The sequence below is a fragment of the Cyanobium sp. Lug-B genome, assembly GCF_024345635.1.
In the GTDB taxonomy this organism is placed as follows: domain Bacteria; phylum Cyanobacteriota; class Cyanobacteriia; order PCC-6307; family Cyanobiaceae; genus Cyanobium; species Cyanobium minutissimum.
Genome location: NZ_JAGQBM010000018.1, coordinates 21,371 through 43,631, shown reverse-complemented (window position 1 = coordinate 43,631; position 22,261 = coordinate 21,371). Strand labels below are relative to the sequence as shown.

Sequence of the window (22,261 nt, the reverse complement as noted above, 5' to 3'; positions counted from 1 at the left end):
TTAAGAAGATTCTGGCGATTCAGGTAAAGGAACGTGAAGCACCCTCCAGGTCCAGGCCCAGGTCCAGGCTGAGCTGGCCCTCGGCCACCGGCGGCTGCCGGCGACGGCTGCCGCCGCTTCTCCCCCTGCCGGAGGGGGGTAGGCCCGAGCGGCGCGAGCCGTGCCGTTCCTGGATCGCATCGGCGGCGTCGCCGAAGCCGGGCTGGCGGCGCAGGCCCCAGAGCCGTTCCCGGGCCTCCCGGGCGGCGGCGGCCACCTCCACGATCGGGGCCGGGTAGTCGAGGCCGATGCGGCAGCCGCTGGCGGCCTGGGTGGCCGGATCCATCCGCCATGGCTCGTGGCGCCAGATCGCGGGCACCCCGGCCAGTTCCGGCAGCCAGCGCCCCAGAAACGCACCCTCGGGGTCGTGGTCGCGGCCCTGCTTGATGGGGTTGTAGATCCGGATCGTGTTGATGCCCGTGGTGCCGCTCTGCATCTGGCACTGGCTCCAGTGGATGCCGGGTTCGTAGTCCACGAACTGGCGGGCCAGGTGCAGGCCGCTGTCGCGCCAGTCGATCCAGAGGTGATGGCTGGCGAACGACAGCAGCATCGCCCGCATGCGGAAGTTGATCCAGCCGCTGGCCCGCAGGGCGCGCATGCAGGCATCCACGAACGGCACCCCGGTGCGCCCCTCGCTCCAGGCCGCCAGCCGCCCGGGGTCGGTGACGCGCAGGTGGCGGGTGGCGGGGTGGAGCTCCAGGACCTCGATCGTTGGCTCGCTCTCCAGCTTCTGGATGAAGTGGCAGTGCCAGTGCAGGCGTGACAGGAAGGCGTCCAGGGCCCGGGGCCAGCCCGCGGCGACCTCGGCCGGCACCGTCCCCAGGGCCGCCCGTCGGGCCCGGGTGGCCTGGGTCACCTCCCCCATCGACAGGGTGCCCCAGGCCAGGTGGGGCGAGAGCCGCGAGCAGCCCTCGAAGGCCGTCAGGGGACTGGAGAGCCGGAGGTGGTAGCTCCGGCCCCGCTGGCGAAGAAAGCCATCCAGCAGCTCAAGGCCGGCCCGCCGACCACCCCGCTGCCGGGCCGGACAGGGGTCCGCCGCCAGGCCCAGATCGGCGGCGCTGGGCAGCTCCCGGGGGGCGATCCCCGCCAGGGGTGGCAGGGCGACGGGCGCCTCCAGCAGCGGTTCGGCCATGCGCCGCTCCCAGTCCCGGGCCCAGCCGCGGCGATCCCGTCGTCCCCGGGTCACCCCGAAGCTGGCCACCTCCTGCCAGGGGATCCCCCGTTCGCGGGCCCAGGCGGCCACCCGCCGGTCCCGGGCATAGGTCCAGAGGTTGCCGGTCTCCTGGTGGCTCCAGAGGCCGGCGATACCAAGGCGACGGTGGGCGGCCTCCAGCACGGCCACCACCTCGCCGACCCGCACCACCAGCGGCTGCCCCCGTTCGGCCAGCGCCTGCCGCAGCTCCTCCAGCGCCTCCCGGCAGAAGCTCCACTGGCGGCCCGAGCTGTCCGGTTGGCGCCACAGCTCCGGTTCGACCACGTAGAGGGGCAGCACCGGTCCGCGCCGGGCCGCTTCCACCAGGGGGCGGTGGTCGGCGAGGCGCAGATCGCGCTTGAACCAGACCACCTGAAGCGCCATCACCACAGCCCAGGAGTCCGTTTCAGCGTTTCGGCAGGTCGCTGGGCCGCAGCACCACCACCACCACGCCCACCACCACCATCACGATCAGCACCGCCGCCCCGGCCAGGGGCAGCACCGTTTCCGTCTCCATCCGCCCGGCCGCCGACTGCCCCCCCATCCTGGTGCGGCCACCCGGGCAGCGCGCCAAAAAAGAGGACAGGTCAGCCAGACCCGCCCTCGATGAACGTCTTAAGAATTGTAAAGCTTGTGTTGTGTCGGCCGTGAGCGGCCCTCCAGCCGCAGCCTCTGGCGCGTTCCGCCGCGGTCCGCGGTTGCCCGGAAGCCGCGCCACAATCTTCACGTTCCGTTACATCAGCCATGACGGTCGGCGAGCTCTACCTCGAATCCCTGTCCACTGGTGTCATCACCCCCGCCGAGCTCTCCTGGCTCACCCACGGCCAGGACCGCTTCTCCCGGCTGGAGGAGGCCACGGCCCTGCGGCTGGGCCGCCTGCTTGACCAGGGGGACATCCAGCTGGGCTGTCGCCTGGCCCCCACGGCCGACGCCTCCGAAGCCATCGCCTCGCCGGCCCCGGCCGCCGGGGTGCTGGAGGAGTGGATCGAGCCCCTGGGTCGCCGACGGCATCGTTGACGACAGTCACAACGCTTCACGATCGTTTACACTCCCTTCAAGTTTCGCAACGAACCCACCCATGTCTGACTCCACCACCCGCTTCGGCTTCGTCGCCTTCGCTGAAACCTGGAATGGCCGCCTCGCCATGCTCGGCTTCGTGATCGGCCTCGGCACCGAAATCCTCACCGGCCAGGGCATCCTTGCCCAGATCGGCCTCGGCTGAGTCCGGCTCCTGCCTTCGTCCGCATCGGCCCGGGTGGTTCTGCCATCCGGGCTTTGATGTCTGCGGCGTTCCCCCCGCTTCCCCATGGCGCACGCTCTCGTCTTCGTACTGGCTCCCGAGGGAGGCCTTCCCGGTGACGGCGCCGCCTGGGAGGACCTGCTGGCGGCCCAGCGTCTCGGCGTCCGCAGCGGCATTGCCCTGCGCATGTTCCGGGTGCCCGGCGAGACATCCCTCAACCTGGACGACCTGGTGAGCGCCGGCCAGGCCAACGTCAGTGGGGCCGACCCCTTCGAGCCCCTGCGCCCCTCCCCCTGCCCCGAGGAGCCGGTGGTCCCGCCTGCAGATCCGGTTCCGCCTGCAGATCCGGTTCCGGCGCGGCGGCTGATCTGCGATGCGGTGGTGCCCCACCTCGAGCCCCGCGCCCTCTGGCTTGGCGCCTACGAACTCAGCGGCCCGGTGCGGCCGCCGAACGGAGGCCATCCGGCCGAGGGCCTGGCGATCGCGTCGGTCCGCTGTCTCGACCAGTTCTCCCTGAGGGAAGCGGACAACGAGACCTGCTGGTTCTATCCCACGGAGAACGGCGACTATCTCTGCTGGGAAAATCAACGCGCCCTCGAGCTCTCCCCTGGCTACCCCGCCGATTCCTGCCTGCAGGAGGGGCCGGTCTCCTATCAGCGCAGCGACCTGCAGCTGCTCTGGTCCCTGATGGCTGACGACCAGGCCCTGACCTGTGTGGGGCTCACGTATCAGAAGCGGCGCATCGAATGGCCGGTGGCCGCCAGTGATCCGGAACCCTTCGCCACCTGGACCGCGTTCCGGGTGGATGCCATGGCCGATGACACCTACCGGGAGATGGCGAACATCACTGTTTTCCCGACCTGAGCGGCGGCCTCAGCCGGCCTGCTCGTAGAGCTTCTCGAGCCGCTCTCGGCTGAGGTCGACGTAGAGCACCTCCTGGCCCTGGGCCGGTGCTTCCGGGTGGCGCTGCCGTGGCGAGGGGGTGGAGGCGGCGCTGCGCAGGTTCTGGGTCATCAGGGCGAAGGCCCCGCCGGCGATCACCGCGAAGCTCACCATGTAAACGATGGGAAACAGGGCATCCAGCATGGGTCGCTCGCTTTCCCCCACAATAATGTAACGATCTGTTAACTGTGGCTGCCGCGGCGGCGGGGCAAGCTCCCGGGCTCAGCTCAAGGACGCGATTCAGGGAACCAGTTCAGGGATTGAGCCACTCCTCCTGCCAGCCGTCGTCGGCCCGCCAGTGGCGGCGCCGGTGCGGGTGACCGCTCAGTTCCAGCAGCTCCACCCGCTGCAGCCGCACCCGCAGCAGCTCGAAGTGCTCCGGACGCGGGGTGTCCTCCCCCAGTTCCCGCGGGAACGGGCCCACGCTCTGGAGGGGTTCCCCCGGCGCCGGCCAGCCCCACAGGGCCCGGCCCCGGGGGGTGAGGGCCTGCCAGTGGAAGGTCAGGGCCCGTTGCTCCTCGTCGCCATCGAGCGGCAGCCGCTGGCCCCGCAGACGGAACTGGCTGCGGGCCCTGGGCAGCAGCCAGCAAAGCTCCACAGGGGCGGTGCCGGCGAGCTCGCCACTCTTGGCGCTGCGACGGTCGGTGAGCAGGTCGAGGCAGGCCGCGCCGGCCCAGCAGCGGAACACCAGGGTGCGCACCCGCGGGGTGCCGTCCGCCGCCACGGACGCCAGCTGCAGCCAGCGGGCCTGGGGGGAGCGGCCCTGCCGCTCCAGGGCGCCGCGCAGCAGCGCTCGCCAGGGGGGCAGCGGCTCCACTGGTTTCGGTGACGGGAGGGATTCGGACATCGGCAGGACCTATGGCGTCGGTTTTTCCGCCACCACGGCGAAGAAGGGATCCCCCTGCCCCCCCAGCCAGCCCATGGGCCCCTCGGCCCGGGTCGGCTCGGCGATCAGCTGCGGTGCCGGCCAGCCCTGGGCCTGCAGCACCCGGCTCACATAGGCCAGATGGTCCCGGTCACTGCCGTCGGTCCAGATCTGGGGGGCCTTCTGGAAGAACATCCGGTTCGAGAAGGCCACGATCACCTGGCCGCCGGGGCGCACCACCCGCAGCAGTTCGGCCGCCACCGGCTCGGGCCGCTGCAGGTACTGCCAGCCCGCCACCATCAGCACCGCATCGACGCTGGCGTCCGCCAGGGGCAGGTGCTGGTCCTGGTTGAGGTTCTGCAACCAGTACCGATCCAGTCGCGGGTTCGCCGCCAGTTCGGCCCCGTTGAGGCCATGGCCGATCACCTCTTCATAGGTGATGTCCTCCGGCAGGTGACTCACCCAGCTGCTCATCAGATCCAGCACCACCGCGCAGGGGGGGATCCGCTCCCGGTAGAGCGCCGTCAGCCGGCGGCGGAAGGCACCATCGAGGTGCTGCACGAAGCGGGGTTCGGCATAGAAGAGGGTGTCATCGGAGCTGTCCAGCTTGCGCCGCTCCGCCTCGTTCAGCACCTGCACCGCCATGGCCACCGGGGATCCGTTCTGCTGCCATGGTGGCGAGCCCCGGCTGCTTCCGTCATGACGCCCCCCGCCCCGGCGCCCTTCCTGGTGCTGGCCGCCGATGACCCCGAGCGGCTGGCCGCCTTCTATGGCGCCCTGCTGGGGACGGACCCCCTGAGGGGCTTCAGCTCCAGCCACTGGCGTCTGCCCTGGCCGGGAGGGGGCCATCTGGAGATCTACGCCCCCTCTCGGCAGCGTCCCCGCCCCCGCGCCGAAGGCCGGCTGGCCCTCTGTTTCTCCCGCCTGGCGGGTGAGGCCCCTCCCCTGCAGGTGCTCCACGACTGGCTCGCCGTGGTGCTGGCCCTGGGGGCGGTGCCGGTGGAGCCGCCTCGGCAGGAACCCTTCGGGGCCGAGGCCTGGCTGACCGACCCCGAGGGCAACCGCCTGCTGCTGCTGGTCAGCGGCGGCTGAGCCGCAGCTGGCTGGCGTAGGGCCCGCGGCCATCAAGGCAGGCCGCCCCGCAGTGGGCGCCGAGGCTGATCGCCTGCCGCAGGTCCCAGCCGGCGGCGAGGGCGGTGGTGACGCCGGCGGCGAAGCTGTCACCGGCGCCGTAGGCATCCAGCACGGGGCCTTGGCGCGGCACGGCGGCGTAGCGGCCGCCGGGAACCAGCACCCCGCCCCGCTCGGCCTCGGTGCCGATGCGCAGCCGTGGCGGCGGATCGAGATCCTCGGGCCGGTAGGCCTCGCCGGGGTCGGTGGCGCTGCCGATCAGGGCGTCGCGGGTCACACCCGCCTGCCGCGGGGCCGCCAGCCGCACGCGCGGCGTCGCGGCCAGCACCCGGGCCCGCCGCGCCAGCCGCAGGCCGCCGGCATCGGTGGCGGTGACGAAGACGCCGTCGGTCTGAGCCAGCCGGTCCCAGGGCAGTCCATCGGCGGCGGTGGGCATCAGCCGCTCGCCGATCACCGTGATCGTGCGCTCGCCGGCGGCGTCGATGAAGGTGAGGCCCCGCCGGGTCGGGGCCGCCCGCCAGGCGATGTGCAGCTCCAGTCCCAGGGCCTCGAGCTCCTCGGCGGCCCGGCGCCCTAGGGCGTCCTCGCCCAGGGCGGTGAAGAAAGGAACCCGCGCTCCCGTGAGCCGGGCCATCTGCACGGCCACCACGGCACCGCCACCGGCGGGCAGCTCACAGAAATCCTCGGCATGCAGGATCTCGCCGGCCGCCGGCAGATGGTCCACGCCGATGAAGCTCACCATCTCCACGTGGCCCACCACCGCCAGGGCCAGCGGGGGAAGCGCCGGCAGTTCCTCCAGTGGCAGGGGGACGAGGGGCTCCATTCAGCTGGAGGCGGAGGTGTAGAAGCGCAGGGCGAACTGCCAGAAGCGGCGGCTCACCACCACCGAGGCGATGGCCACCGCGCCACCGGCCAGCAGCCAGGGGCCGGAGGCCCGCCCCAGGATCGCCTCCGCCGGCACGGTGGTGAGGAAGGCCACCGGCACGATGAAGGTGAAGAAGGCCCGCAGGCCGGCCGGGAAGGCGCTCACCGGAAAGCGGCCCGCCACCAGCACGCTGCGCAGCACTTCGGTGGCGTTCCAGATCTTCACGAACCAGATGCTGCTGGCCGCCAGCACGAACCAGAGGCTGTACAGGATCATCAGGCTGGCCACCAGCATCAGGGCCGCCCCCAGCAGGGTGAGGGGCGCCGGGGTGGCGCCGGCCTTCCAGGCGGCGTAGCCGATCAGGCCGGCCCCCAGGGCGATGCCGGGCAGCCCCCAGGGGGAGAAGGTGCGGGCCGAGAGCCAGAACTGGCTGTCGATCGGCTTGAGCAGGACGAAATCCAGGCTGCCCGTGCGCACGTGGGCCACGATCGTGCTGAGATTCGGCTGCAGCAGGGTGCTGGTGATCCCCTCCAGCAGGGTGTAGACCCCCAGCACCACCAGGGCCCCCTCCCAGCTCCAGCCCCCCAGGGACTGACCGCGCCCGTAGAACAGCGACAGCACGAAGATGCTGCCCACGAGATTGCCGGCCGTGGCCGCCAGCTCGATCAGGAAATTGGCCTGGTACTCCAGCTCGGCCGTCAGCGAGGCGATCCAGAACACCCGCAGGGTGGTGAGATAGCGGCCCATCACGCCCCCATGGCCGAATAGTGGCGCAGGCCCCGCCGCCACAGCAGCAGGTTGATCGGCAGCAGCAGGGCGGCCCAGGCGGCCATGGCCGCGAAACTCTGGAGCACCGGCACGGTTTCACCGGCCAGGATCCTGGCGGGCACATCCACCATGTACGGAAAGGGGGTCCAGAAGGCGAAGTTGCGCACCCCCTCGGGATAGAGGGCCAGGGGGGCCACCAGGCCGGAGAGATAGAGGTAGGGCAGATAGAGGAGGCGCTCCAGGGCGCTGGCCTTCTCGCTCCAGAAGCACACCATCGTCAGGGTGAACTGCATCAGGAAGCGCAGGGCGAAGGCCGCCAGGGTGGCCAGCAGCGTCAGCAGCAGCGATGGCAGCGAGGGCCACCAGAAGGCGGCGGGATAGAGCAGGAAGAACAGTCCCACCAGCAGCGCCACGAAGGGGAGCCGGGTGGCCTGCTCCGAGAGGTGGGCGGCCACGTAGCGCCACACCAGGGGCAGGGGCTGGAGCAGATACGGGGACAGGCGGCCGTTGAGGTTGTCCTCCTCGAAGGTGTACATCACCCACACGATCGTGAACTGGCGCACCACGAACGCCGACAGGAAGTAGCGGGCCAGCTGCAGGGAGCTCATCCCCAGCCCGCCGCCGGCATCCACGGCGCTCCACAGGCCCAGCATGATGAACGGCAGCACCCCCGAGAGCGCCCACAGCACGATCTCGGCCCGGTACTCGAGCATGTAGGCGTACTGGCTGGAGAGCAGCACGGCGGCGATGCGGCGGGCGTGGCCCAGCCGCTGGCGCAGGGGGCGGCGCAGGCCAGGGACCCCGCTCATGCCAGGGCCCCCTGATGGAACAGCCGGCCGATGATGTCCTCGATCGGTGGGTCGGACACCGACAGGTCGACCACGGCCAGGTCGGCCAGCAGGCGACCCACCTGCTCGGTGAGCCGCTCCCGCGGGATCAGCAGCCGCACCTCCCGGCCCTCGATGGCCTCGACCTCGCCGTAGCTGGCGAAGGCCTCGGCCCCCATGGGTGCATGCAGCTCCAGGCGCACCTCCCGGCAGGGCGCCAGCCGCTGGGTGAGCGTCTCGAGGCTGCCGTCGTAGAAGAGGCGGCCCTCGTGGATCAGCAGCACCCGGGGACACAGGGCGGTGATGTCGGCCATGTAGTGGCTGGTGAGCAGCACGGTGGCGCCGAAGCGGCGGTTGTAGTCGGCCAGAAAGGTGCGCACCCGGGCCTGGGCGTTCACATCCAGCCCCAGGGTGGGTTCATCCAGGAACAGCACCGAGGGGCGGTGCAGCAGGGCCGCCAGCAGCTCCGCCTTCATCCGCTGGCCGAGGGAGAGCTTGCGTACCGGCCGGCGCAGTTCGTCCCCCAGTTCGAGCATCTCCGCCAGCTCGGCGATGCGGCGGCGGCTTTCCGCCGGAGGGATGCCGTAGACGGCCGCGTTGACCCGCAGGGAATCGAGCGGCGGCAGATCCCAGATCAGCTGCTGCTTCTGGCCCATCACCAGGGTGATCTGACCGAGAAACGCCGCCTCGCGGCGGTGGGGCTGGCAGCCCGCCACCTCCACCGTGCCGCTGGTGGGGTGGATCAACCCCGTGAGCATCTTGAGGGTGGTGGTCTTGCCGGCGCCGTTGGCCCCCAGGAAACCGACGAACTCCCCCGGCTCGATCGAGAAGCTCACGTCCTGCACGGCCGCGATCAGGCGCTCGCGGCGATTCACGAAGTGACGCAGGGTGCCGGCCAGTCCGGGTTGCTTGTCGGCCACCCGGTAGGTCTTGCCGAGGCCCTGCGCGCGGACGATGGCCATGCGGTCGGGGGCCATGCGGACGGGATCGGGCAGGGCTCACCCTAATGAGGGCCCCGCCTCCTCCGGAGGATGACCTCAGGCGGCCTCCGGGCACCAGCCGGAGCTTCGCTGCCGGGGCTCGAGCCAGCTCGGACAGCGCTGGGTGAGATGGTCGCCGTGGCAGATCAGGGCCTGATGCCACTGGCAGCTCAGCAGGGGGACGTCGTCGGCGCCGGCGTGGTGACGGAACCACTGGCAGGTGAGGCAGACGTGCCGGCTGCGGCTGGGGAGCAGCTGCTCGGGCCCCAGATAGGGCCAGGCGTCGCGGTGCGAAGCGGGGTGCGGTGCGTGGTGCGGTGCGGGATCTGGAGCGGGGACTGGGAAGGAGGCCATGGCCGCGGAAAAAGTACATCCGTACTAGCAGGAATCGGTCCTGGAGGCCAGCGCCGCGGCCAGTGCCGCCACGGGGGAGCGGCTGTCGAGGGGCTGCGGCGCTGGCCGCCGCCGTGGCGCTGCAGTTCCCCCGCGCTGCCGCCGCCGTTCCGCTGCCGTTCCCTCCCCGGCGACGTCGCCACGGCCACCGCACCGATCCGGGCCACGGATCCCGGCGCGGAGTGCCGCCACGGAACCCCGCCCGGGGGGCGACAATCGACCGCTGGGGCCGCCCCCGTTCGCCATGCCCTTTCCATGCTGATCCGGCTCGGTTGCGAACTGACCCTCTCCTGCTGGGCGCCGACGCCGGTGCTGGCCCTGGTCCACCCCCATGGCAGTCGCCTGGACGACCGGCGCGGTCCCGAGCGGCTGCGGCTGAGCCCCGACCGGATCGCCGAGGTGCTCACCGATGCCGACGGCAACCGGGCCTGCCGCTTCGTGGCCTCCACGGGCAGCACCACCCTGGGATTCGAAGTGGTGGTGGCCGACCCCGGCCTGCCCGATCCGGTGGCGCCGGAAGTGGGGGAGTGCCCTGTGGGGGCCCTGCCGATCGTGACCTACCCCTACCTCAACCCCAGCCGTTACTGCGACACCGATCGCCTCGCCCAGGTCGCCTGGGGACGCTTCGGTGGGGTCCGGCCTGGCTGGTCGCGGGTGCAGGCCATCTGCGACTGGGTGCACGAGCAGCTCCGCTTTGACTACGGCGCCGCCCGCAGCGACAAGACCGCCCACGACGCCCTGCGGGAGGGGCGCGGCGTCTGCCGCGATTTCGCCCATCTGGCCATCAGCCTCTGCCGCTGCCTCAACATCCCCGCCCGCTACTGCACCGGCTACCTGGGTTACACGGGCACGGCGCCCCTGCCCGAACCGGTGGACTACTCGGCCTGGTTCGAGGCGTTCCTCGAGGATCGCTGGCATGTCTTCGACCCTCGCCATAACCGGCCCCGCATCGGGCGGGTGCTGATCGCCCGGGGTCGGGATGCGGCGGATGTGCCCTTCCTGCGCTCCTTCGGCGACCACCAGCTCACCGGCTTCCGCGTCATCACCGAGGAGCTGGCCGGCCCCGAGTCGCCCCGCCCCTGACCGCGGCGGCGCCGATCCGGCCGGGCCCGGGCGCCGGCGAAGTGTGGAGAATTCATGCGCTGCGCCAGCCTGGTGGGCTTCGGGGGCAGAATCGCCCTGAGCTCAGGCGCCATCGAGCCCGTCGAACGGTTCCTGATCGCAACCCCTGACACCAGGCGGCCGGGTCCGCCTTCTGCCCCCCGCAGCCCCTGGGGCCCGCCCATGGGGTCGGGGTTGGTGCCCCAGTTCAGCCTGACCACTTCAGCCTTGGGTTTTTCTCCCTGACTCCCGCGGATAAACCAATGGGTTTACGGATCGATGAAGCCACGTTTCTGGAGCGAGCCCTGTCTCGATTCGGCGGGAAATATGATTATTCGCAGATCAACTACAAGAGCTATCGCAGCCCAGTCAAGATACGTTGTCTGGAGCATCCTGTCCGGGAGATTGTGATCACACCGGAACGCCATCTCCAGACCACCGGAGGTTGCAAGTACTGTCTCAGAAACTATCGCAACCAGACCCTCGAGCGGGTCCTGAGGCTGGACTGCGAGCCCACCGAGCGCCCTGCACCCCTGCAGGGGTCCCCTTTGGCGACCCCGAAAAGTAAAGCTGTGTGAGGGATCCGGCCGGTCGCCCAAGGCCACTTTTGTTCACGGTTATCTTTCCGGGTCATTCACCCTGACTCCCTCCATGGCCCTTCCTCTGCTCGCCGCCCGACCCTCGAGCCTCAATGCCAGGGTGCCGAGTTTCGCGATCGCCAGTGAGGAATCCCCCCGCCAGGCCGTCGCCACCCTGGAGACCCGCAAGGCCTCCGGAGATCGCCTCAGCCTCGACGTCCAGATCGAGCAGGCCTACCGCCAGATCTTCTTTCACGCCTTCAAGGTGGATCGTGAAGTGGTGCTGGAATCCCAGCTGCGCAGCGGACAGATCACCATGAGGGATTTCATCCGTGGTCTGCTGCTGTCCCGGCGATTCCGCGAAGGTTTCTATGAATGCAACAGCAACTATCGCCTGGTTGAACAACTGGTGGGCCGGGTGCTGGGGCGGCCGGTGTATGGCGACCAGGAACGGATCCGCTATTCGATTCTGATCGCCGAGCACGGGCTCGTGGCCCTGGTCGATGCCCTGCTCGATTCGCCCGAGTATCTCGAAGCCTTCGGGTACGACACCGTTCCCTACCAGCGCTCGCGGGTGCTGCCCGGGCGGGCCCAGGGGGAGCGCCCCTTCAACCAGCAGGCGCCCCGCTACGACGGCCGCTGGCGTGACGTCATCGCCAGCAGGGCCCCCCGCGGCTCCAGCCCCTGGTCCCCCGGCACGCCCCGTCCCGCCTGGCTCGGGGAGCAGCCCTCGCCCCTGGCCCGCCAGATCTGGCAGGGTCTGGTCACCGCCGGTGGCTTCGCCATCACCGGGCTGGTGCTCTGGACGGCGGCCGCCATGCTCAGCACCGGGGCGCCCTGAGCGTCGCCCGCCGTCAGGGATCCGCGGAGCGTTCCGCTCCGCAGCACGGTGATGGGGATGGGTGTCTGTCTTGCTGTGCTGACGGACACAAAATCGTGCTTCCCTTGACGTCAGGCGGTGGCGGCGCCCTCGCCGCCACCGCCATGCATTAGGATTTGTAAAGATTTCTTGACCTTCCGGAGGTGCCTGTCATGTTCACGCTCGAAAAAGCGACCCAGATCTTTCCGGACACCCTTTCGGCCGATGTGGTGCCGGCCCTCACCGCCCGCTTCAGCCTCCTGAGCGCCGAGGACCAGCTGGCCCTGATCTGGTTCGCCTATCTCGAGATGGGCAAGACCATCACCATCGCCGCCCCCGGCGCGGCCCGCATGCAGTTCGCCGAGCCGGTGCTCAACCGGATCAAGGCGATGACCTTCGCCGAGCAGAGCCAGGTGATGGTCGACCTGGCCAACCGCTCGGACACCGAGATCTGCCGCACCTACGCCATCTGGTCGGTCAACATCAAGCTCGGCTTCTGGTACCGCCTGGGTGAGTGGATGGAGGAGGGCATCGTCGCCCCCATCCCCGAGGGCTATCAGCTCTCCGCCAATGCCGCTGCGGTTCTGTCCTCCCTCAAGGGCATCGACGCAGGGCAGCAGATCACCGTGCTGCGCAACTTCGTCGTCGACATGGGCTTCGACCCCAGCAAGGTGGACGGCAGCGAGCGCATCGCCGAGCCGATCGTGCTCCCGACGGCGCCCGAGCAGCGCACCAAGGTCTCGATCGCCGGCGTCGACAACGCCACGATCCTCTCCTATATGGATCTGCTGAATGCCAACGACTTCGACCAGCTGATCCAGCTGTTCCTCCCCGATGGCGCCCTGCAGCCCCCCTTCCAGCGGCCCATCGTCGGCACCGACGCCATCCTGCGCTTCTTCCGCGAGGACTGCCAGAACCTCAAGCTGCTGCCCGAAACCGGCGTGAGCGAGCCCTCCGATGGCGGTTTCACCCAGATCAAGGTGACCGGAAAGGTGCAGACCCCCTGGTTCGGGGCCGGCGTCGGCATGAACGTGGCCTGGCGTTTCCTGCTCGATCCCGAGAACAAGATCTACTTCGTGGCGATCGACCTGCTGGCCTCCCCCGCCGAACTGCTCAAGTTCGCCCGCTGAGCCGTCCATCCACCCTCCCCATGCCGGCGGGTCCCGTGACCGGGGAGGCGATGGCCTCTCCGGTTTCTCTGGCAGGGGGAGGTAAGGGTCTGCTGCTCGGCACCGGCATCTTCGCGGCCTGGCTCGCCACCCTGGTGCTGGCCCTGCTGGCCGATCCCGCGGGCTGGACGCCGTTGACGCTCGCGCTGACCATTGCCCTGCGCACGTACCTGCAGACGGGCCTGTTCATCCTTGGCCACGATGCGATGCATCGCACCCTGGTGCCCGGCAGTTCCCAGCTGAATGATGGACTGGGCCGGCTGGCTCTGCTCCTCTACGCCGGCCTTCCCTATGGCCGCTGCCGCCGCCAGCATCTGCGCCATCACCGGGTCCCCGGCAGCCGCCGCGACCCCGACTTCCGTCGATCCAGCGGGGATGGGGCCCTGCGCTGGTACGCACGGTTCATGGGCAACTACCTGTGTCTGGGGCAGCTGGTGCTGCTGCTGGCCAGCTGGCTGGCCGTGGGCGGAGGCCTGATGCTGCTGGAACCGGGACGGGCGCTGGCGGTCCCCACCTTCTGGGTGCTGCCGCTGGTTCTCAGTTCGTTCCAGCTGTTTCTGTTCGGCACCTATCTTCCCCATCGCAGTGGGGGATTCACTGCGGACGGCCGCCATGCCGTTCGCACGCTGGGGTACCCCCACCTGCTTTCACTGCTGGCCTGTTACCACTTCGGGTACCACCGGGAGCACCATGCCCACCCGACGGTGCCCTGGTTCCGACTGCCGGAATTGCGGCAGCGGCTGTCCGGCCGTCACGGCCCAGGTCGTGGCCACCCTGATGACCAGGGTGATGGGCTGGGTCCTGGCCCAGTTGACGGCTCGCGGGCGCTCCGGCCCGGGCGTTAAGGTCCAAATTCAGCTGTTGAGACCCATGGTGAGTGCGGTGCTGGAGTGGACGGATCAGGAGCAGCAGGTGGCACGCCGCGCCTTCGACAAGGCCCACTCCAGAGCCGCCATCGGCATCATCCGGGCCGTCCAGGACCATGCCGACCGCATGGATACCGTGGAGGACTGCTGGAAACTGCATGACTTCCTCAGCATTCAGCGCCATGAGATCGAAGGACGTTTTGATTTCCGCCTCCCTGGCCTGCTGTTCGTCTTTGCCAGCCTGGTGAAGGATGGCCTGCTGCAGGTCGAGGAACTGGAAGGACTCGAGCGGGACAAGCTCAACAAGATCACGGCGATGTCCCGCATGTGAGGGGGACGCTGCAGATCTGCTGCACCCCCCGGGCGGGATCCCAGTCACCGGCGCCCTGGGGCCGGTGCCCGCCTTTCCAGACGGTTCCCCCGACCCGGGCCCCCCGGGGTTGGGGGCCGCAGGGGCTGTAGGGTAAGGAAGATTCCAAGATTTCTCTCCAGCGAGCTCATCACTTTCGAAAAGGGCTGTCGAAGGATCGGTTCATAGTTTTTTTCAGGTTCATGACCATTTACATCGGAAATCTTTCCTTCGACGCCGAAGTGGAAGACGTGAAGAATCTTTTCGCTCAGTACGGCGAACTTCGCCAGTGCACCCTGCCCCTCGATCGCGACACGGGTCGTAAGCGCGGTTTTGCGTTCGTCGAGATGACCAACGACGCCGACGAGACCAAGGCCATCGATGACCTCCAGGATGTCGAGTGGATGGGCCGCAGCATCCGGGTGAACAAGGCCGAGCCCCGCACCGGCGGCGGCGGTGGCGGTGGTCGCTCCGGCGGCGGCGGCGGTTACGGCGGTGGTGGTGGCGGCTATGGCGGCGGCGGTGGCCGCAGCCGCTACTGAGTCATTCCCGGCTGATCGGCCCCTTGCGGGGGGCCTTCTTTTCACCGCTCCCGGTTCTCCGGGGGCGGTTTTCTGTTTTCCGGGGTGGTTCCCGGCCCGTTGGTCCCCCCGCCCGCCGCCGGCGCCCCGTGTGGGGAGTCCGGCACGGATCGAAAGACACTCTGCTGCTGGGGCCGCTTGGGGTGGTCGGGGAGCAGATTGGGCGCATGAGTGATGCAAGCCCTCGCGGCCGTTACCGGGTCCGACCCGCTGACCAGAACGAGACCACCGTGCCCAGCGAGGTGACCGGCCCCACCTTCGACCACCGCGACGAGGCTGAGCGGTACGCCCACAACCTGGTGCTCACCCACCGGGCCCCGGTGGTGGTCGAGAAGCTGGCGCCCGCCGGCTGCTGGCTTCAGCTCGGGATCATCGGCTGAGGCGGAACCCCCAGCTCCCCGAGCTCCTCGGCGGCCTGCAGGCGGATCAGGTAGGCCAGGCTGGAGCCCACACCGGTGCCCCGGTAGCGACCGCTGACCGGCGCCGCCAGGTGATGATCGGGCGCGGCAGCCAGGATGACGTGGCCGTCGGCCACCGCCAGGCCCAGGCTGGGGTCGAAGCCCCTCCACCCGCCTCCGGGCAGATAGACCTCCGCCCAGGCGTGCAGTTCGTGCTCGCTCACCTCGGGGGGATGGTGCATCGAGTAGCCGCTCACGAACCGGGCCGCCAGTCCCTGGCTGCGGCAGGCCGCCACGAAGAGCATGGCGGTGTCCCGGCAGGCTCCCGTGCGCGTGCGCAGCGTCTCGGCCGCATCGGTGGGTTCCCCTTCCAGCCGGCCGACATGGTGAAACCCGTGGTGGATCCCATCGGCGAGGGCGCTGAGGAAGGCGGTGGCCGACCCGTCGACACCGTCGGCGATGGCCTGGGCCCAGTCGCGCACGCTGGAGTCGGTCCGATCCTGCAGGCAGCCCGCCAGGGAGCGGGCCTCCACCTCCGGGTAGGTCACCGGCAGCTGCTGGGCCCCTCGGTGGGTGACGATCCAGTCGAAGGGGTTGCAGCGCAGGGTCTCCACCAGCATGTCCACCGTGATCGTGAGCTGGTCGCGCTCCTGCTGGAACCAGGCCACCATCGCGTCGGTGCCATCGGGCTCCAGCACCCGGCTCAGGCCCGCTGGAGCCTCCTCCAGCCGCAAGTGGTGCTCAAGGATCCTCTGGCTGCCGTCCTGCCGGGGGGTGAGCCGCAGGGCCATCGGCTCCAGGAAGACGGGCCGCTCGTAGGTGTAGCTGAGACGGTGGTGGATGCGGAAGAACATCGCTCAGCCCATGGCCTCGCGCAGGACGTCCTGGAGGTCGTCATCGATGACGTAGGTGTGCAGCGGTTCCGTGTCCAGGTCCTCGACGAGGGGGAAGAAGCGCACGGAAAACCAGGCCTCGAAGAGTTCCAGGCTGCGGGGGTGGGGCCAGCGGCTGCGGTCGCGGCACCAGAGGTCAAGCTCGGCGGCGAAGATGTCCCCGTAGCTGTCGAGCAGCCGGTCCTGGGCCTCGAGCTCGCTGTCGTAGGTGGGGATCAGGTAGAGGCTGTGGTCCTCCCCCAGCCCTTCCATGTCCTCCCGGGTCCAGAAGGGCCGGGTCCAGTCCACCATCGGCTGCCGGGGGGCCACCGCGATCGCGCAGCGGTTGAGAACGGCCATCGATGGGTTGTCTGTGGCTGCTTCAACGCTAGCGAGGTCGGGCCTAGGGAGCAGCGACCATCGATCAGGCATCGGCCAGGCATCGATCAGGGATCCGCCAGGCATCGGCCGGCCTTCGATGGTTGCCAGCCCGGACCCCCCATGGCCACGATGTGTTCATCGCTACCCAGCCATCGGCGCCTGCCGCTGCCCGCCCGTCCCATGCCTCTCCGCCGGAACCCCCTTCGCCCCAGCGCCCACCCCACAGGCCGCCGAGCCCGGTGCCCGATCCCGGCGGGGGTCAGCCCTGCGGCCGGCCTGATGGCCGCAGGGCTGCTGGCTGTGGCGCCGGCGAGCCTGGCCCAGCAGGATCCCTCCGCCACGGTGCTCTACACCCTGGCGACCCAGTGCGCGCTGAAGGGCGCGGCCCCTGTGCCCTGCACCGTGGAGGCGGTGGACAGCGGCGGCGCCACCCTCTACCGCCATCGCATCGGCACCGGCGTCGAAACGGTCCGCATCACCTCGGAGCCGGTGACCATGGCGATCTGGGCCCACGACGCCCGCAGCTGGCGGCCCCTGCGGGGGGCCTCGGCCCGTTTCTCCACCAACACGGTCTGCTTCAACGGCCAGGACCTCTGCGTGGTCAACCCCAATTACCTCAACAGCGTCCGGCAGGATCGCGCCAACACCCGCCTCCAGGGCCGTGATCTGGTGATGGTGCATTTCGGCGCTGACGGCCGGGTGGACGCCAGCTGTTACGACGACGCCTGCGCCCTGTTGCTGAAATGAAGAACCTCAGCGGATTCGCCCTGTTGGTGGCCGGTGTGATCGCCTCCCCGGTCGGGGCTGGCCTGGCCCTGGAGCTTTCCTCCCCCCACGGCGGTGAGTTGATCGCCCGCGGCGGCGGCGGTGGCGGCGGCGCCAGGCTTGGGGGTGGCGGCGGCGGTGGTCTCGGCCGGGCCGGTGGTGGCGGATCCCTGGGCCGCAGCGGCTTCCAGGGATCCGGCGGGGCCGGAGGTCTCAACCGGGGCGTCACCCGGCCCGCCGGAGGCTGGAGCAGCGGCGTCGCCGGCGGTGGCCTGGGCGGCCCCTCGTTGAATCGTCCTGCGGCGCGCCCCGGCGGCGTGGTCGGCAACCCGGGCCTCAACAGGCCCGCCGGAACCGGAACGCTCAACCGCAACGTCAACGCCAACCTGAACCGGAACGTCAACGTCAACCGGAACATCAACCGCAGCGTCAACGTCAACCGCAACTGGAACCGTGCCGTCAACGTCAACGTCAACGTCAACGCCATCGGCGTGCGGCCCGGCTGGGCCCGTCCGGGCTGGGGCGTGGCCCGGCCCTGGAACCACGGCTGGTACGGCGGCTGGGCCACCCCGTCCTGGGGCTGGTGGGGGGCCAGCGCCGCCGCCTGGGGGGTGGGTGCCCTGGCGACGGCTTCGATCATCAACAGCGCGGTGGATGCGGCGGTGGCCAGCAACCAGACCGTGATCGTGGTGCCCAACACCCAGTACCAGCTGCTGTTCGGCACGGTCCAGCCGACAGGCACCAGCACGGTGGCCTTTGATGTCAGCGCCAACGGCAGCGTCTACCAGCTGTCGGCCGACTGTCAGTCGGGGCTGCTGAACGGCCAGGTGCCGGGCAATGCCCAGGAAGCGGAACTCCTCAATGCCGCCTGTCAGGTGGCCTTCGGAACCGCTTCCTGAGCCGGGGGCTCACCAGGGCAGGGGAGCCCGCTGGGAGCCGATGCTGCAGCCCATCTGCTGACCCAGCAGGGCCCCGAGCGGCACGGCCCAGGTGCGGCCGTCCTGGCGGGAGGCCGCGTAGCCCAGGCCACCGCCGATGATGCCGCCCACCAGCCGACCCACGTTGCAGCGCTGGGCCGTCTGGGCCTGGATGTAGTCGGGGGCCACCGGCAGGTTGGCCCGGTAGCGGTCGACGTCATAGTCGGCCCGGTAGCCGCCGCCGTAGCCGTCGCCGTAGGAGGAGGGGCTGGGGAGGGTCGGCACGGGGTAGGGAACGCGGCGGCTGTCGACCTGACGGGTGGCGCCGGACGGGCCCCAGGGACCGGCCCAGGCCTCCAGGGGAGCGGCGAGAAGGGCCAGGACGCCGGTGGTGCCCAGCAGGCCCGCGACGCGGCGGGACGCCTGGCGAAGGACGGTGTTCATGGTGTTCGCGTTGTGAGGAGCGACCCCTGAGGTGGGGCTGACATCAATCAAGCGAAGCGATGTGACCGATCCATGAACGGCTGGCGGCCGATGTCCGACAGGATGCGACTCCGGCCCCAGCCATGGCCTCTGCCCCGCTGGCGGGGGCCAGTGCATCGCTTGTTTGACGACCCCTGGCCGGATCGCTCCGCCGTTGCCAGCGTGAACGGGAGGGTGGGAGAACCCGATGAGCTGGAGCGAACTGGAGCGCCTCGTCGATGAGGCCGAGACGGATGAGGTGATCCGCCGCGGGTTGCGCCATTGCCGCTCCTGCCCGGAGCTGATCCTGGCCGCCCGCCGGCTGGGTTACCACGTCACGCGGGTGGATCTGCAGCGGGCCTGGCAGCTGCACCGGCTGGCGGCACCGTCCCGGTGCGTTCCGGCGCAACGGCGGCCGGCTCCAGGAGGCTGATCTCGGCGTGCACGCACTCGGCCGTGGGCCGGAGCTGGAAGCCCAGCTTCTGGCACACGTGCTGCATGCCCCGGTTCTCGTGCAGGATCTCGGCGCTGATGCGCTCGAGCCCCTCGGATCGGCCGATCTCCAGCAGCAGACCCAGCAGGGCCGTGCCCAGCCCCTGCCGCTGCCACGGATCGGCGATCAGCATGGCGAACTCGGCCGCGTTCTCGTCGTGGATCCGGCTGAGCCGGCCCACCCCCAGCAGCTCGGCCGCCGCCCCGTTCTCCCCCGCCCGCTCCGCCACCAGGGCCATCTCCCGGTCGTAGTCGGTGAAGCAGATGCGGGTGAGCCGCTCGTGGGCGATCCGGTGGCCCAGGGTCATCAGATGGAAGTAGCGGAAGTAGACGCTCTGCTCCGAGAGGGTGCGATGGAACGCCACCACCAGGGGTTCGTCCTCCGGCCGGATCGGCCGCAGCGTCACCGGGGAGCCGTCGGGCAGGCGCCAGTCGCGGACGTAGGCGCTGGGGTAGGGCCGGATCGCCGGCCTGGGGGTGAAGCAGCTGGCTCCGGAGGAGGCCTGCAGCAGCACGCGGGCGTCGAGGGCCACCAGGGCGCCGTCCCCGCCCCCCGGCGCCACCCGCAGCGGATTGATGTCGAGTTCGAGGATGGCGGGGTGCTCCAGCACCAGCCGGCTCAGGCGCACCAGCAGCCGTTCGAGCGCCGCCAGATCCACCGGCGGTCGTCCGCGCACCCCCTGCAGCGCCGCATAGATCCGGGTGCGCTCCATCAGCCGCCGGGCCAGGGTGGTGTTCAGCGGCGGCAGGGCCACGGCACTGTCCTGGAACACCTCCACCAGCAGGCCGCCGGTGCCGAACAGGATCACCGGTCCGAACTGGGGATCGATGCTGCTGCCGACGATCAGTTCGTAGGTTCCGGTCAGGTCCAGCATCGGCTGGACGGTCACCCCGCCGAAGGCGCTCGCCCCGTGCCGGGCGACGATCGCGCGCTCCATGGTCCGGTAGGCCCGGGCCACCGCCTCCCCGTCGGGCAGGTTCAGCTGCACCCCGCCGACGTCACTCTTGTGGGTGAGCTCCGCGGAGAGCAGCTTCACCACCACCGGGTAGCCCATGGCCTCGGCGGCGGCGCTGGCCGCCTCGGCGCTGAGGGCCATGTGGGTGGGGAGCGTGGGAATGCCGTAGGCCGTCAGCACCTGCTTGGCTTCCCATTCGTTGAGCAGGGTGCGCCCTTCGGCCTGCACAGCGCCCAGCAGCTCCTCCACCCGCCGGCGGTCGACGTGGGGCTCGTCGGCACCGGCCGCCACCGCGGCGTCCGTGGTGGCGGCCGGCTCCATTTCCGGCACCAGGGCCGGCGTTTCGTAGAGGGCGCGCAGGTTGTCGCTGTAGCGCCACATGGCATCGAACAGCCGTACGGCCGCGTCCGGGTAGCGGTAGGTGGCGATGCCGGCGGCATTGAGCAGGCGCTCCCCCGGCTCCACGTCCCGGCCCCCCATCCAGCTGGCCAGCAGGGGCTTGGTGGTCGTGGCCGCCAGGGCCACCAGCCGTTCGGCCGTGGCGGTCGGGTCGGTCATGGCCTGGGGGGTGAGCACCACCAGCAGCCCGTCGCTGTCGGGGTTCTCCAGGGCCAGGCGGATGGCCCGCCCGTAGCGCTCCGGATCGGCGTCCCCGAGGATGTCGATCGGGTTGGCCCGGCTCCAGTGCTCCGGCAGCACGGCATCGAGGGCCGTCAGGGTCGCCTCCGGGAGCCTGGCCAGGGCGCCCCCGTGGCGCACCAGGGCGTCGGTGGCGAGCACGCCCGGGCCGCCGGCATTGGTGAGGATCGTCAGCCGCGGCCCCAGGGGACGGCGGCGCTGCTTGGAGAGCACCTCGGCCAGGTCGAAGAGGTCGGCGATGCTGTCCACCCGCAGCACGCCGCAGCGCCGGAAGGCGGCATCGAGCACGGCGTCGCTGCCGGTCAGGGCGCCGGTGTGGGAGGCCGCCGCCTGGGCCGCCTCCGCCGTGCGCCCGGCCTTGATCACCACGATCGGCTTGGTGAGGGCTACCTCCCGCGCCGCCGAGAGGAACGAGCGGGGATCCCCGATCGACTCCATGTAGATGACGATGCTGTGGGTCTGGGGGTCGTCCCCCAGGTAGGTGATCAGATCCCCCCAGTCCACATCGAGCATCGAGCCCATCGAGACGAAGGCGCTGAAGCCCACGTTCTCCTGCAGGCTCCAGTCGAGGACCGCGGTGCAGATCGCCCCCGACTGGCTCAGGAAGCCCACATGGCCGGGGCGGGCGAAGGTGCCGGCGAAGGTGGCGTTGAGGCCGGTGCGGGGATTCATCAGCCCCAGGCAGTTGGGGCCCACCAGCCGCATGCCGGAGCGGCGCAGACCATCGCGGATGCGGGCCTCCAGGGCGATGCCGGCGGCGCCGATCTCGCGGAAGCCCGCGGAGAGCACGATCACCCCCTTCACCCCCGCCGCCGCACAGGCCTCGATCAGGGCCGGCACCGTGGCGGCCGGGGTGGCGATCACCGCCAGATCCACCGCCTCGGGCACCTCCGCCACCGTGGCGTAGGCCCGGATCCCCAGCACACTGGAACGCTTCGGGTTGACGGGGTAGACGGTGCCGCCGAAGGGATGGCTGATCAGGTTCCACAGCACCCCCCGGCCGACGCTGCCCGGCCGGTCGGAGGCGCCGATCACCGCCACGCTGCGGGGGGAAAAGAGCGCCGCCAGCGGCTGGTGCTGGGAGCGCAGGATGTCGTAGGCCCGATCGGAGGCGCCGTCGCCTCCCGCGGAGGCGAGAGCGCTCATCGGTACACCAGGACCGGACAGGGGGACTGGACCAGCACCCGCTGGGTCTCGCTGCCGATCAGCATCCCCACCAGGCCGCGGCGGCCGTGGGAGGCCATCAGGATCAGATCACATCCCAGCCGGGTGGCGGCCTCGACGATGGCCTGGTGGGGCAGGTCGCTCATCACCTTCTCGCCGGTGGCGCTGACGCCGGCCTGCTTCGCCACCGCCAGGGACTCCTCCAGGATCCGCTCCACGTCCTTGCGGCTGGCACTCATCAGGGCCTCCATCGTGGTGGCATCGAGCATCTCGCCGAGCCCCACCACCTGCACCGGCACGCTGGCCTGGGCATGGAAGAAGGTGATGCGGGCCCCCAGGGCCGCGGCCAGGGCCACGGCATGGCGCACGGCCTGCATCGAGAGCTCGGAGCCGTCGCTGGGAACCAGGAGGTGGCTGTAGGGCATGGGAGCTGGGGTTCTCCCCTCTGTCTACTCATGGCCCCGGATCAG

General features: G+C 70.4%; 27 protein-coding genes. 13 read left to right on the top strand and 14 right to left on the bottom strand.

Features of this window, described 5'->3' with window-relative positions; translation table 11 throughout:
- Positions 1 to 19 precede the first annotated feature (19 nt).
- Positions 20 to 1,615: an FAD-binding domain-containing protein gene (locus tag KBY81_RS06645; protein ID WP_254976019.1), complete on the bottom strand. Its 1,596-nt coding sequence runs from the start codon at positions 1,613 to 1,615 to the stop codon at positions 20 to 22.
- A 360-nt stretch (positions 1,616 to 1,975) separates the two neighbouring features.
- Between KBY81_RS06645 and KBY81_RS06640 the strand changes: the two genes are divergently transcribed.
- The 3 genes from KBY81_RS06640 to KBY81_RS06630 all read left to right on the top strand — a co-directional run bounded on the left by KBY81_RS06640 (position 1,976) and on the right by KBY81_RS06630 (position 3,335).
- Positions 1,976 to 2,248 carry a hypothetical protein gene (locus KBY81_RS06640; RefSeq protein WP_106222670.1) on the top strand — a complete coding sequence of 91 codons (273 nt, stop codon included), beginning with the start codon at positions 1,976 to 1,978 and terminating at the stop codon, positions 2,246 to 2,248.
- A 61-nt stretch (positions 2,249 to 2,309) separates the two neighbouring features.
- A complete protein-coding gene (locus tag KBY81_RS06635; RefSeq protein WP_015108497.1) occupies positions 2,310 to 2,453 on the top strand; it encodes a chlorophyll a/b-binding protein in 144 nt (47 codons plus the stop codon).
- Between the two features lie 84 nt (positions 2,454 to 2,537).
- Complete coding sequence (locus KBY81_RS06630) at positions 2,538 to 3,335, top strand: hypothetical protein (RefSeq protein WP_254976018.1); 798 nt, start codon at positions 2,538 to 2,540, stop codon at positions 3,333 to 3,335.
- 9 nt (positions 3,336 to 3,344) lie between these two features.
- Here the strand turns inward: KBY81_RS06630 and KBY81_RS06625 are convergent, their stop codons facing one another.
- The 3 genes from KBY81_RS06625 to KBY81_RS06615 form a co-directional block, all read right to left on the bottom strand.
- The gene (locus tag KBY81_RS06625; RefSeq protein ID WP_254976017.1) at positions 3,345 to 3,557 is read right to left on the bottom strand and encodes a hypothetical protein; all 213 of its coding nucleotides are present in this window, start codon (positions 3,555 to 3,557) and stop codon (positions 3,345 to 3,347) included.
- A 109-nt stretch (positions 3,558 to 3,666) separates the two neighbouring features.
- A complete protein-coding gene (locus tag KBY81_RS06620) occupies positions 3,667 to 4,260 on the bottom strand; it encodes a pyridoxamine 5'-phosphate oxidase (protein ID WP_254974047.1) in 594 nt (197 codons plus the stop codon).
- 9 nt (positions 4,261 to 4,269) lie between these two features.
- On the bottom strand, positions 4,270 to 4,923 hold the full coding sequence (locus tag KBY81_RS06615; RefSeq protein ID WP_254976016.1) for a methyltransferase domain-containing protein: 654 nt from the start codon (positions 4,921 to 4,923) through the stop codon (positions 4,270 to 4,272).
- Positions 4,924 to 4,977: 54 nt separating this feature from the next.
- On the opposite strand from KBY81_RS06615, the gene KBY81_RS06610 reads away from it, so the two are divergent.
- Positions 4,978 to 5,370 (top strand): VOC family protein, encoded by a 393-nt coding sequence (locus tag KBY81_RS06610; RefSeq protein ID WP_106222675.1) that lies wholly within the window; start codon positions 4,978 to 4,980, stop codon positions 5,368 to 5,370.
- Here the strand turns inward: KBY81_RS06610 and KBY81_RS06605 are convergent.
- The 5 genes from KBY81_RS06605 to KBY81_RS06585 are packed head-to-tail and all read right to left on the bottom strand — an operon-like array spanning position 5,357 to position 9,203.
- Positions 5,357 to 6,232, bottom strand: a complete 876-nt coding sequence (locus tag KBY81_RS06605; protein WP_254976015.1) for a PfkB family carbohydrate kinase — start codon at positions 6,230 to 6,232, stop codon at positions 5,357 to 5,359. The genes KBY81_RS06610 and KBY81_RS06605 overlap by 14 nt on opposite strands.
- Positions 6,233 to 7,021 carry an ABC transporter permease gene (locus KBY81_RS06600; RefSeq protein ID WP_254976014.1) on the bottom strand — a complete coding sequence of 263 codons (789 nt, stop codon included), beginning with the start codon at positions 7,019 to 7,021 and terminating at the stop codon, positions 6,233 to 6,235.
- On the bottom strand, positions 7,021 to 7,851 hold the full coding sequence (locus KBY81_RS06595) for an ABC-2 family transporter protein (RefSeq protein WP_106222678.1): 831 nt from the start codon (positions 7,849 to 7,851) through the stop codon (positions 7,021 to 7,023). Before KBY81_RS06595 ends, KBY81_RS06600 begins: the two co-directional genes overlap by 1 nt.
- The gene (locus KBY81_RS06590; RefSeq protein WP_254976013.1) at positions 7,848 to 8,846 is read right to left on the bottom strand and encodes an ATP-binding cassette domain-containing protein; all 999 of its coding nucleotides are present in this window, start codon (positions 8,844 to 8,846) and stop codon (positions 7,848 to 7,850) included. Before KBY81_RS06590 ends, KBY81_RS06595 begins: the two co-directional genes overlap by 4 nt.
- A 60-nt stretch (positions 8,847 to 8,906) precedes the next feature.
- The gene (locus KBY81_RS06585) at positions 8,907 to 9,203 is read right to left on the bottom strand and encodes a galactose oxidase (protein ID WP_254976012.1); all 297 of its coding nucleotides are present in this window, start codon (positions 9,201 to 9,203) and stop codon (positions 8,907 to 8,909) included.
- Positions 9,204 to 9,497: 294 nt separating this feature from the next.
- Here KBY81_RS06585 and KBY81_RS06580 point away from each other — a divergent pair, with 294 nt between their 5' ends.
- From KBY81_RS06580 to KBY81_RS06545, 7 genes are all read left to right on the top strand, one after another.
- Positions 9,498 to 10,325 (top strand): transglutaminase family protein, encoded by an 828-nt coding sequence (locus tag KBY81_RS06580; RefSeq protein WP_106222680.1) that lies wholly within the window; start codon positions 9,498 to 9,500, stop codon positions 10,323 to 10,325.
- Between the two features lie 669 nt (positions 10,326 to 10,994).
- Complete coding sequence (locus KBY81_RS06570; RefSeq protein ID WP_106222682.1) at positions 10,995 to 11,762, top strand: phycobilisome rod-core linker polypeptide; 768 nt, start codon at positions 10,995 to 10,997, stop codon at positions 11,760 to 11,762.
- A 191-nt stretch (positions 11,763 to 11,953) separates the two neighbouring features.
- Positions 11,954 to 12,910: an orange carotenoid-binding protein gene (locus KBY81_RS06565; RefSeq protein WP_106222683.1), complete on the top strand. Its 957-nt coding sequence runs from the start codon at positions 11,954 to 11,956 to the stop codon at positions 12,908 to 12,910.
- Between the two features lie 20 nt (positions 12,911 to 12,930).
- Positions 12,931 to 13,794 (top strand): fatty acid desaturase, encoded by an 864-nt coding sequence (locus tag KBY81_RS06560; RefSeq protein WP_254976011.1) that lies wholly within the window; start codon positions 12,931 to 12,933, stop codon positions 13,792 to 13,794.
- 25 nt (positions 13,795 to 13,819) lie between these two features.
- Positions 13,820 to 14,146 carry a hypothetical protein gene (locus tag KBY81_RS06555; RefSeq protein ID WP_106222684.1) on the top strand — a complete coding sequence of 109 codons (327 nt, stop codon included), beginning with the start codon at positions 13,820 to 13,822 and terminating at the stop codon, positions 14,144 to 14,146.
- Between the two features lie 221 nt (positions 14,147 to 14,367).
- Positions 14,368 to 14,706 carry an RNA-binding protein gene (locus tag KBY81_RS06550; RefSeq protein ID WP_015108480.1) on the top strand — a complete coding sequence of 113 codons (339 nt, stop codon included), beginning with the start codon at positions 14,368 to 14,370 and terminating at the stop codon, positions 14,704 to 14,706.
- A gap of 206 nt (positions 14,707 to 14,912) precedes the next feature.
- Positions 14,913 to 15,125 (top strand): hypothetical protein, encoded by a 213-nt coding sequence (locus KBY81_RS06545; protein WP_106222685.1) that lies wholly within the window; start codon positions 14,913 to 14,915, stop codon positions 15,123 to 15,125.
- Here the strand turns inward: KBY81_RS06545 and KBY81_RS06540 are convergent.
- Positions 15,104 to 15,997 (bottom strand): transglutaminase family protein, encoded by an 894-nt coding sequence (locus KBY81_RS06540; RefSeq protein ID WP_254976010.1) that lies wholly within the window; start codon positions 15,995 to 15,997, stop codon positions 15,104 to 15,106. The genes KBY81_RS06545 and KBY81_RS06540 overlap by 22 nt on opposite strands.
- 3 nt (positions 15,998 to 16,000) lie before the next feature.
- Positions 16,001 to 16,375 (bottom strand): hypothetical protein, encoded by a 375-nt coding sequence (locus KBY81_RS06535; RefSeq protein WP_106222687.1) that lies wholly within the window; start codon positions 16,373 to 16,375, stop codon positions 16,001 to 16,003.
- Between the two features lie 300 nt (positions 16,376 to 16,675).
- Between KBY81_RS06535 and KBY81_RS06530 the strand changes: the two genes are divergently transcribed.
- Positions 16,676 to 17,143, top strand: a complete 468-nt coding sequence (locus KBY81_RS06530; RefSeq protein ID WP_219904454.1) for a hypothetical protein — start codon at positions 16,676 to 16,678, stop codon at positions 17,141 to 17,143.
- Entirely contained in the window at positions 17,140 to 18,060 is a 921-nt protein-coding gene (locus tag KBY81_RS06525) for a hypothetical protein (protein ID WP_254976009.1), read from the top strand. Before KBY81_RS06530 ends, KBY81_RS06525 begins: the two co-directional genes overlap by 4 nt.
- 9 nt (positions 18,061 to 18,069) lie before the next feature.
- Here the strand turns inward: KBY81_RS06525 and KBY81_RS06520 are convergent, their stop codons facing one another.
- The 3 genes from KBY81_RS06520 to KBY81_RS06505 form a co-directional block, all read right to left on the bottom strand.
- A complete protein-coding gene (locus tag KBY81_RS06520; protein WP_106222689.1) occupies positions 18,070 to 18,522 on the bottom strand; it encodes a hypothetical protein in 453 nt (150 codons plus the stop codon).
- 353 nt (positions 18,523 to 18,875) lie between these two features.
- The gene (locus tag KBY81_RS06510; RefSeq protein ID WP_254976007.1) at positions 18,876 to 21,773 is read right to left on the bottom strand and encodes a bifunctional acetate--CoA ligase family protein/GNAT family N-acetyltransferase; all 2,898 of its coding nucleotides are present in this window, start codon (positions 21,771 to 21,773) and stop codon (positions 18,876 to 18,878) included.
- The gene (locus KBY81_RS06505) at positions 21,770 to 22,216 is read right to left on the bottom strand and encodes a universal stress protein (protein ID WP_254974024.1); all 447 of its coding nucleotides are present in this window, start codon (positions 22,214 to 22,216) and stop codon (positions 21,770 to 21,772) included. Before KBY81_RS06505 ends, KBY81_RS06510 begins: the two co-directional genes overlap by 4 nt.
- Positions 22,217 to 22,261: the final 45 nt, after the last annotated feature.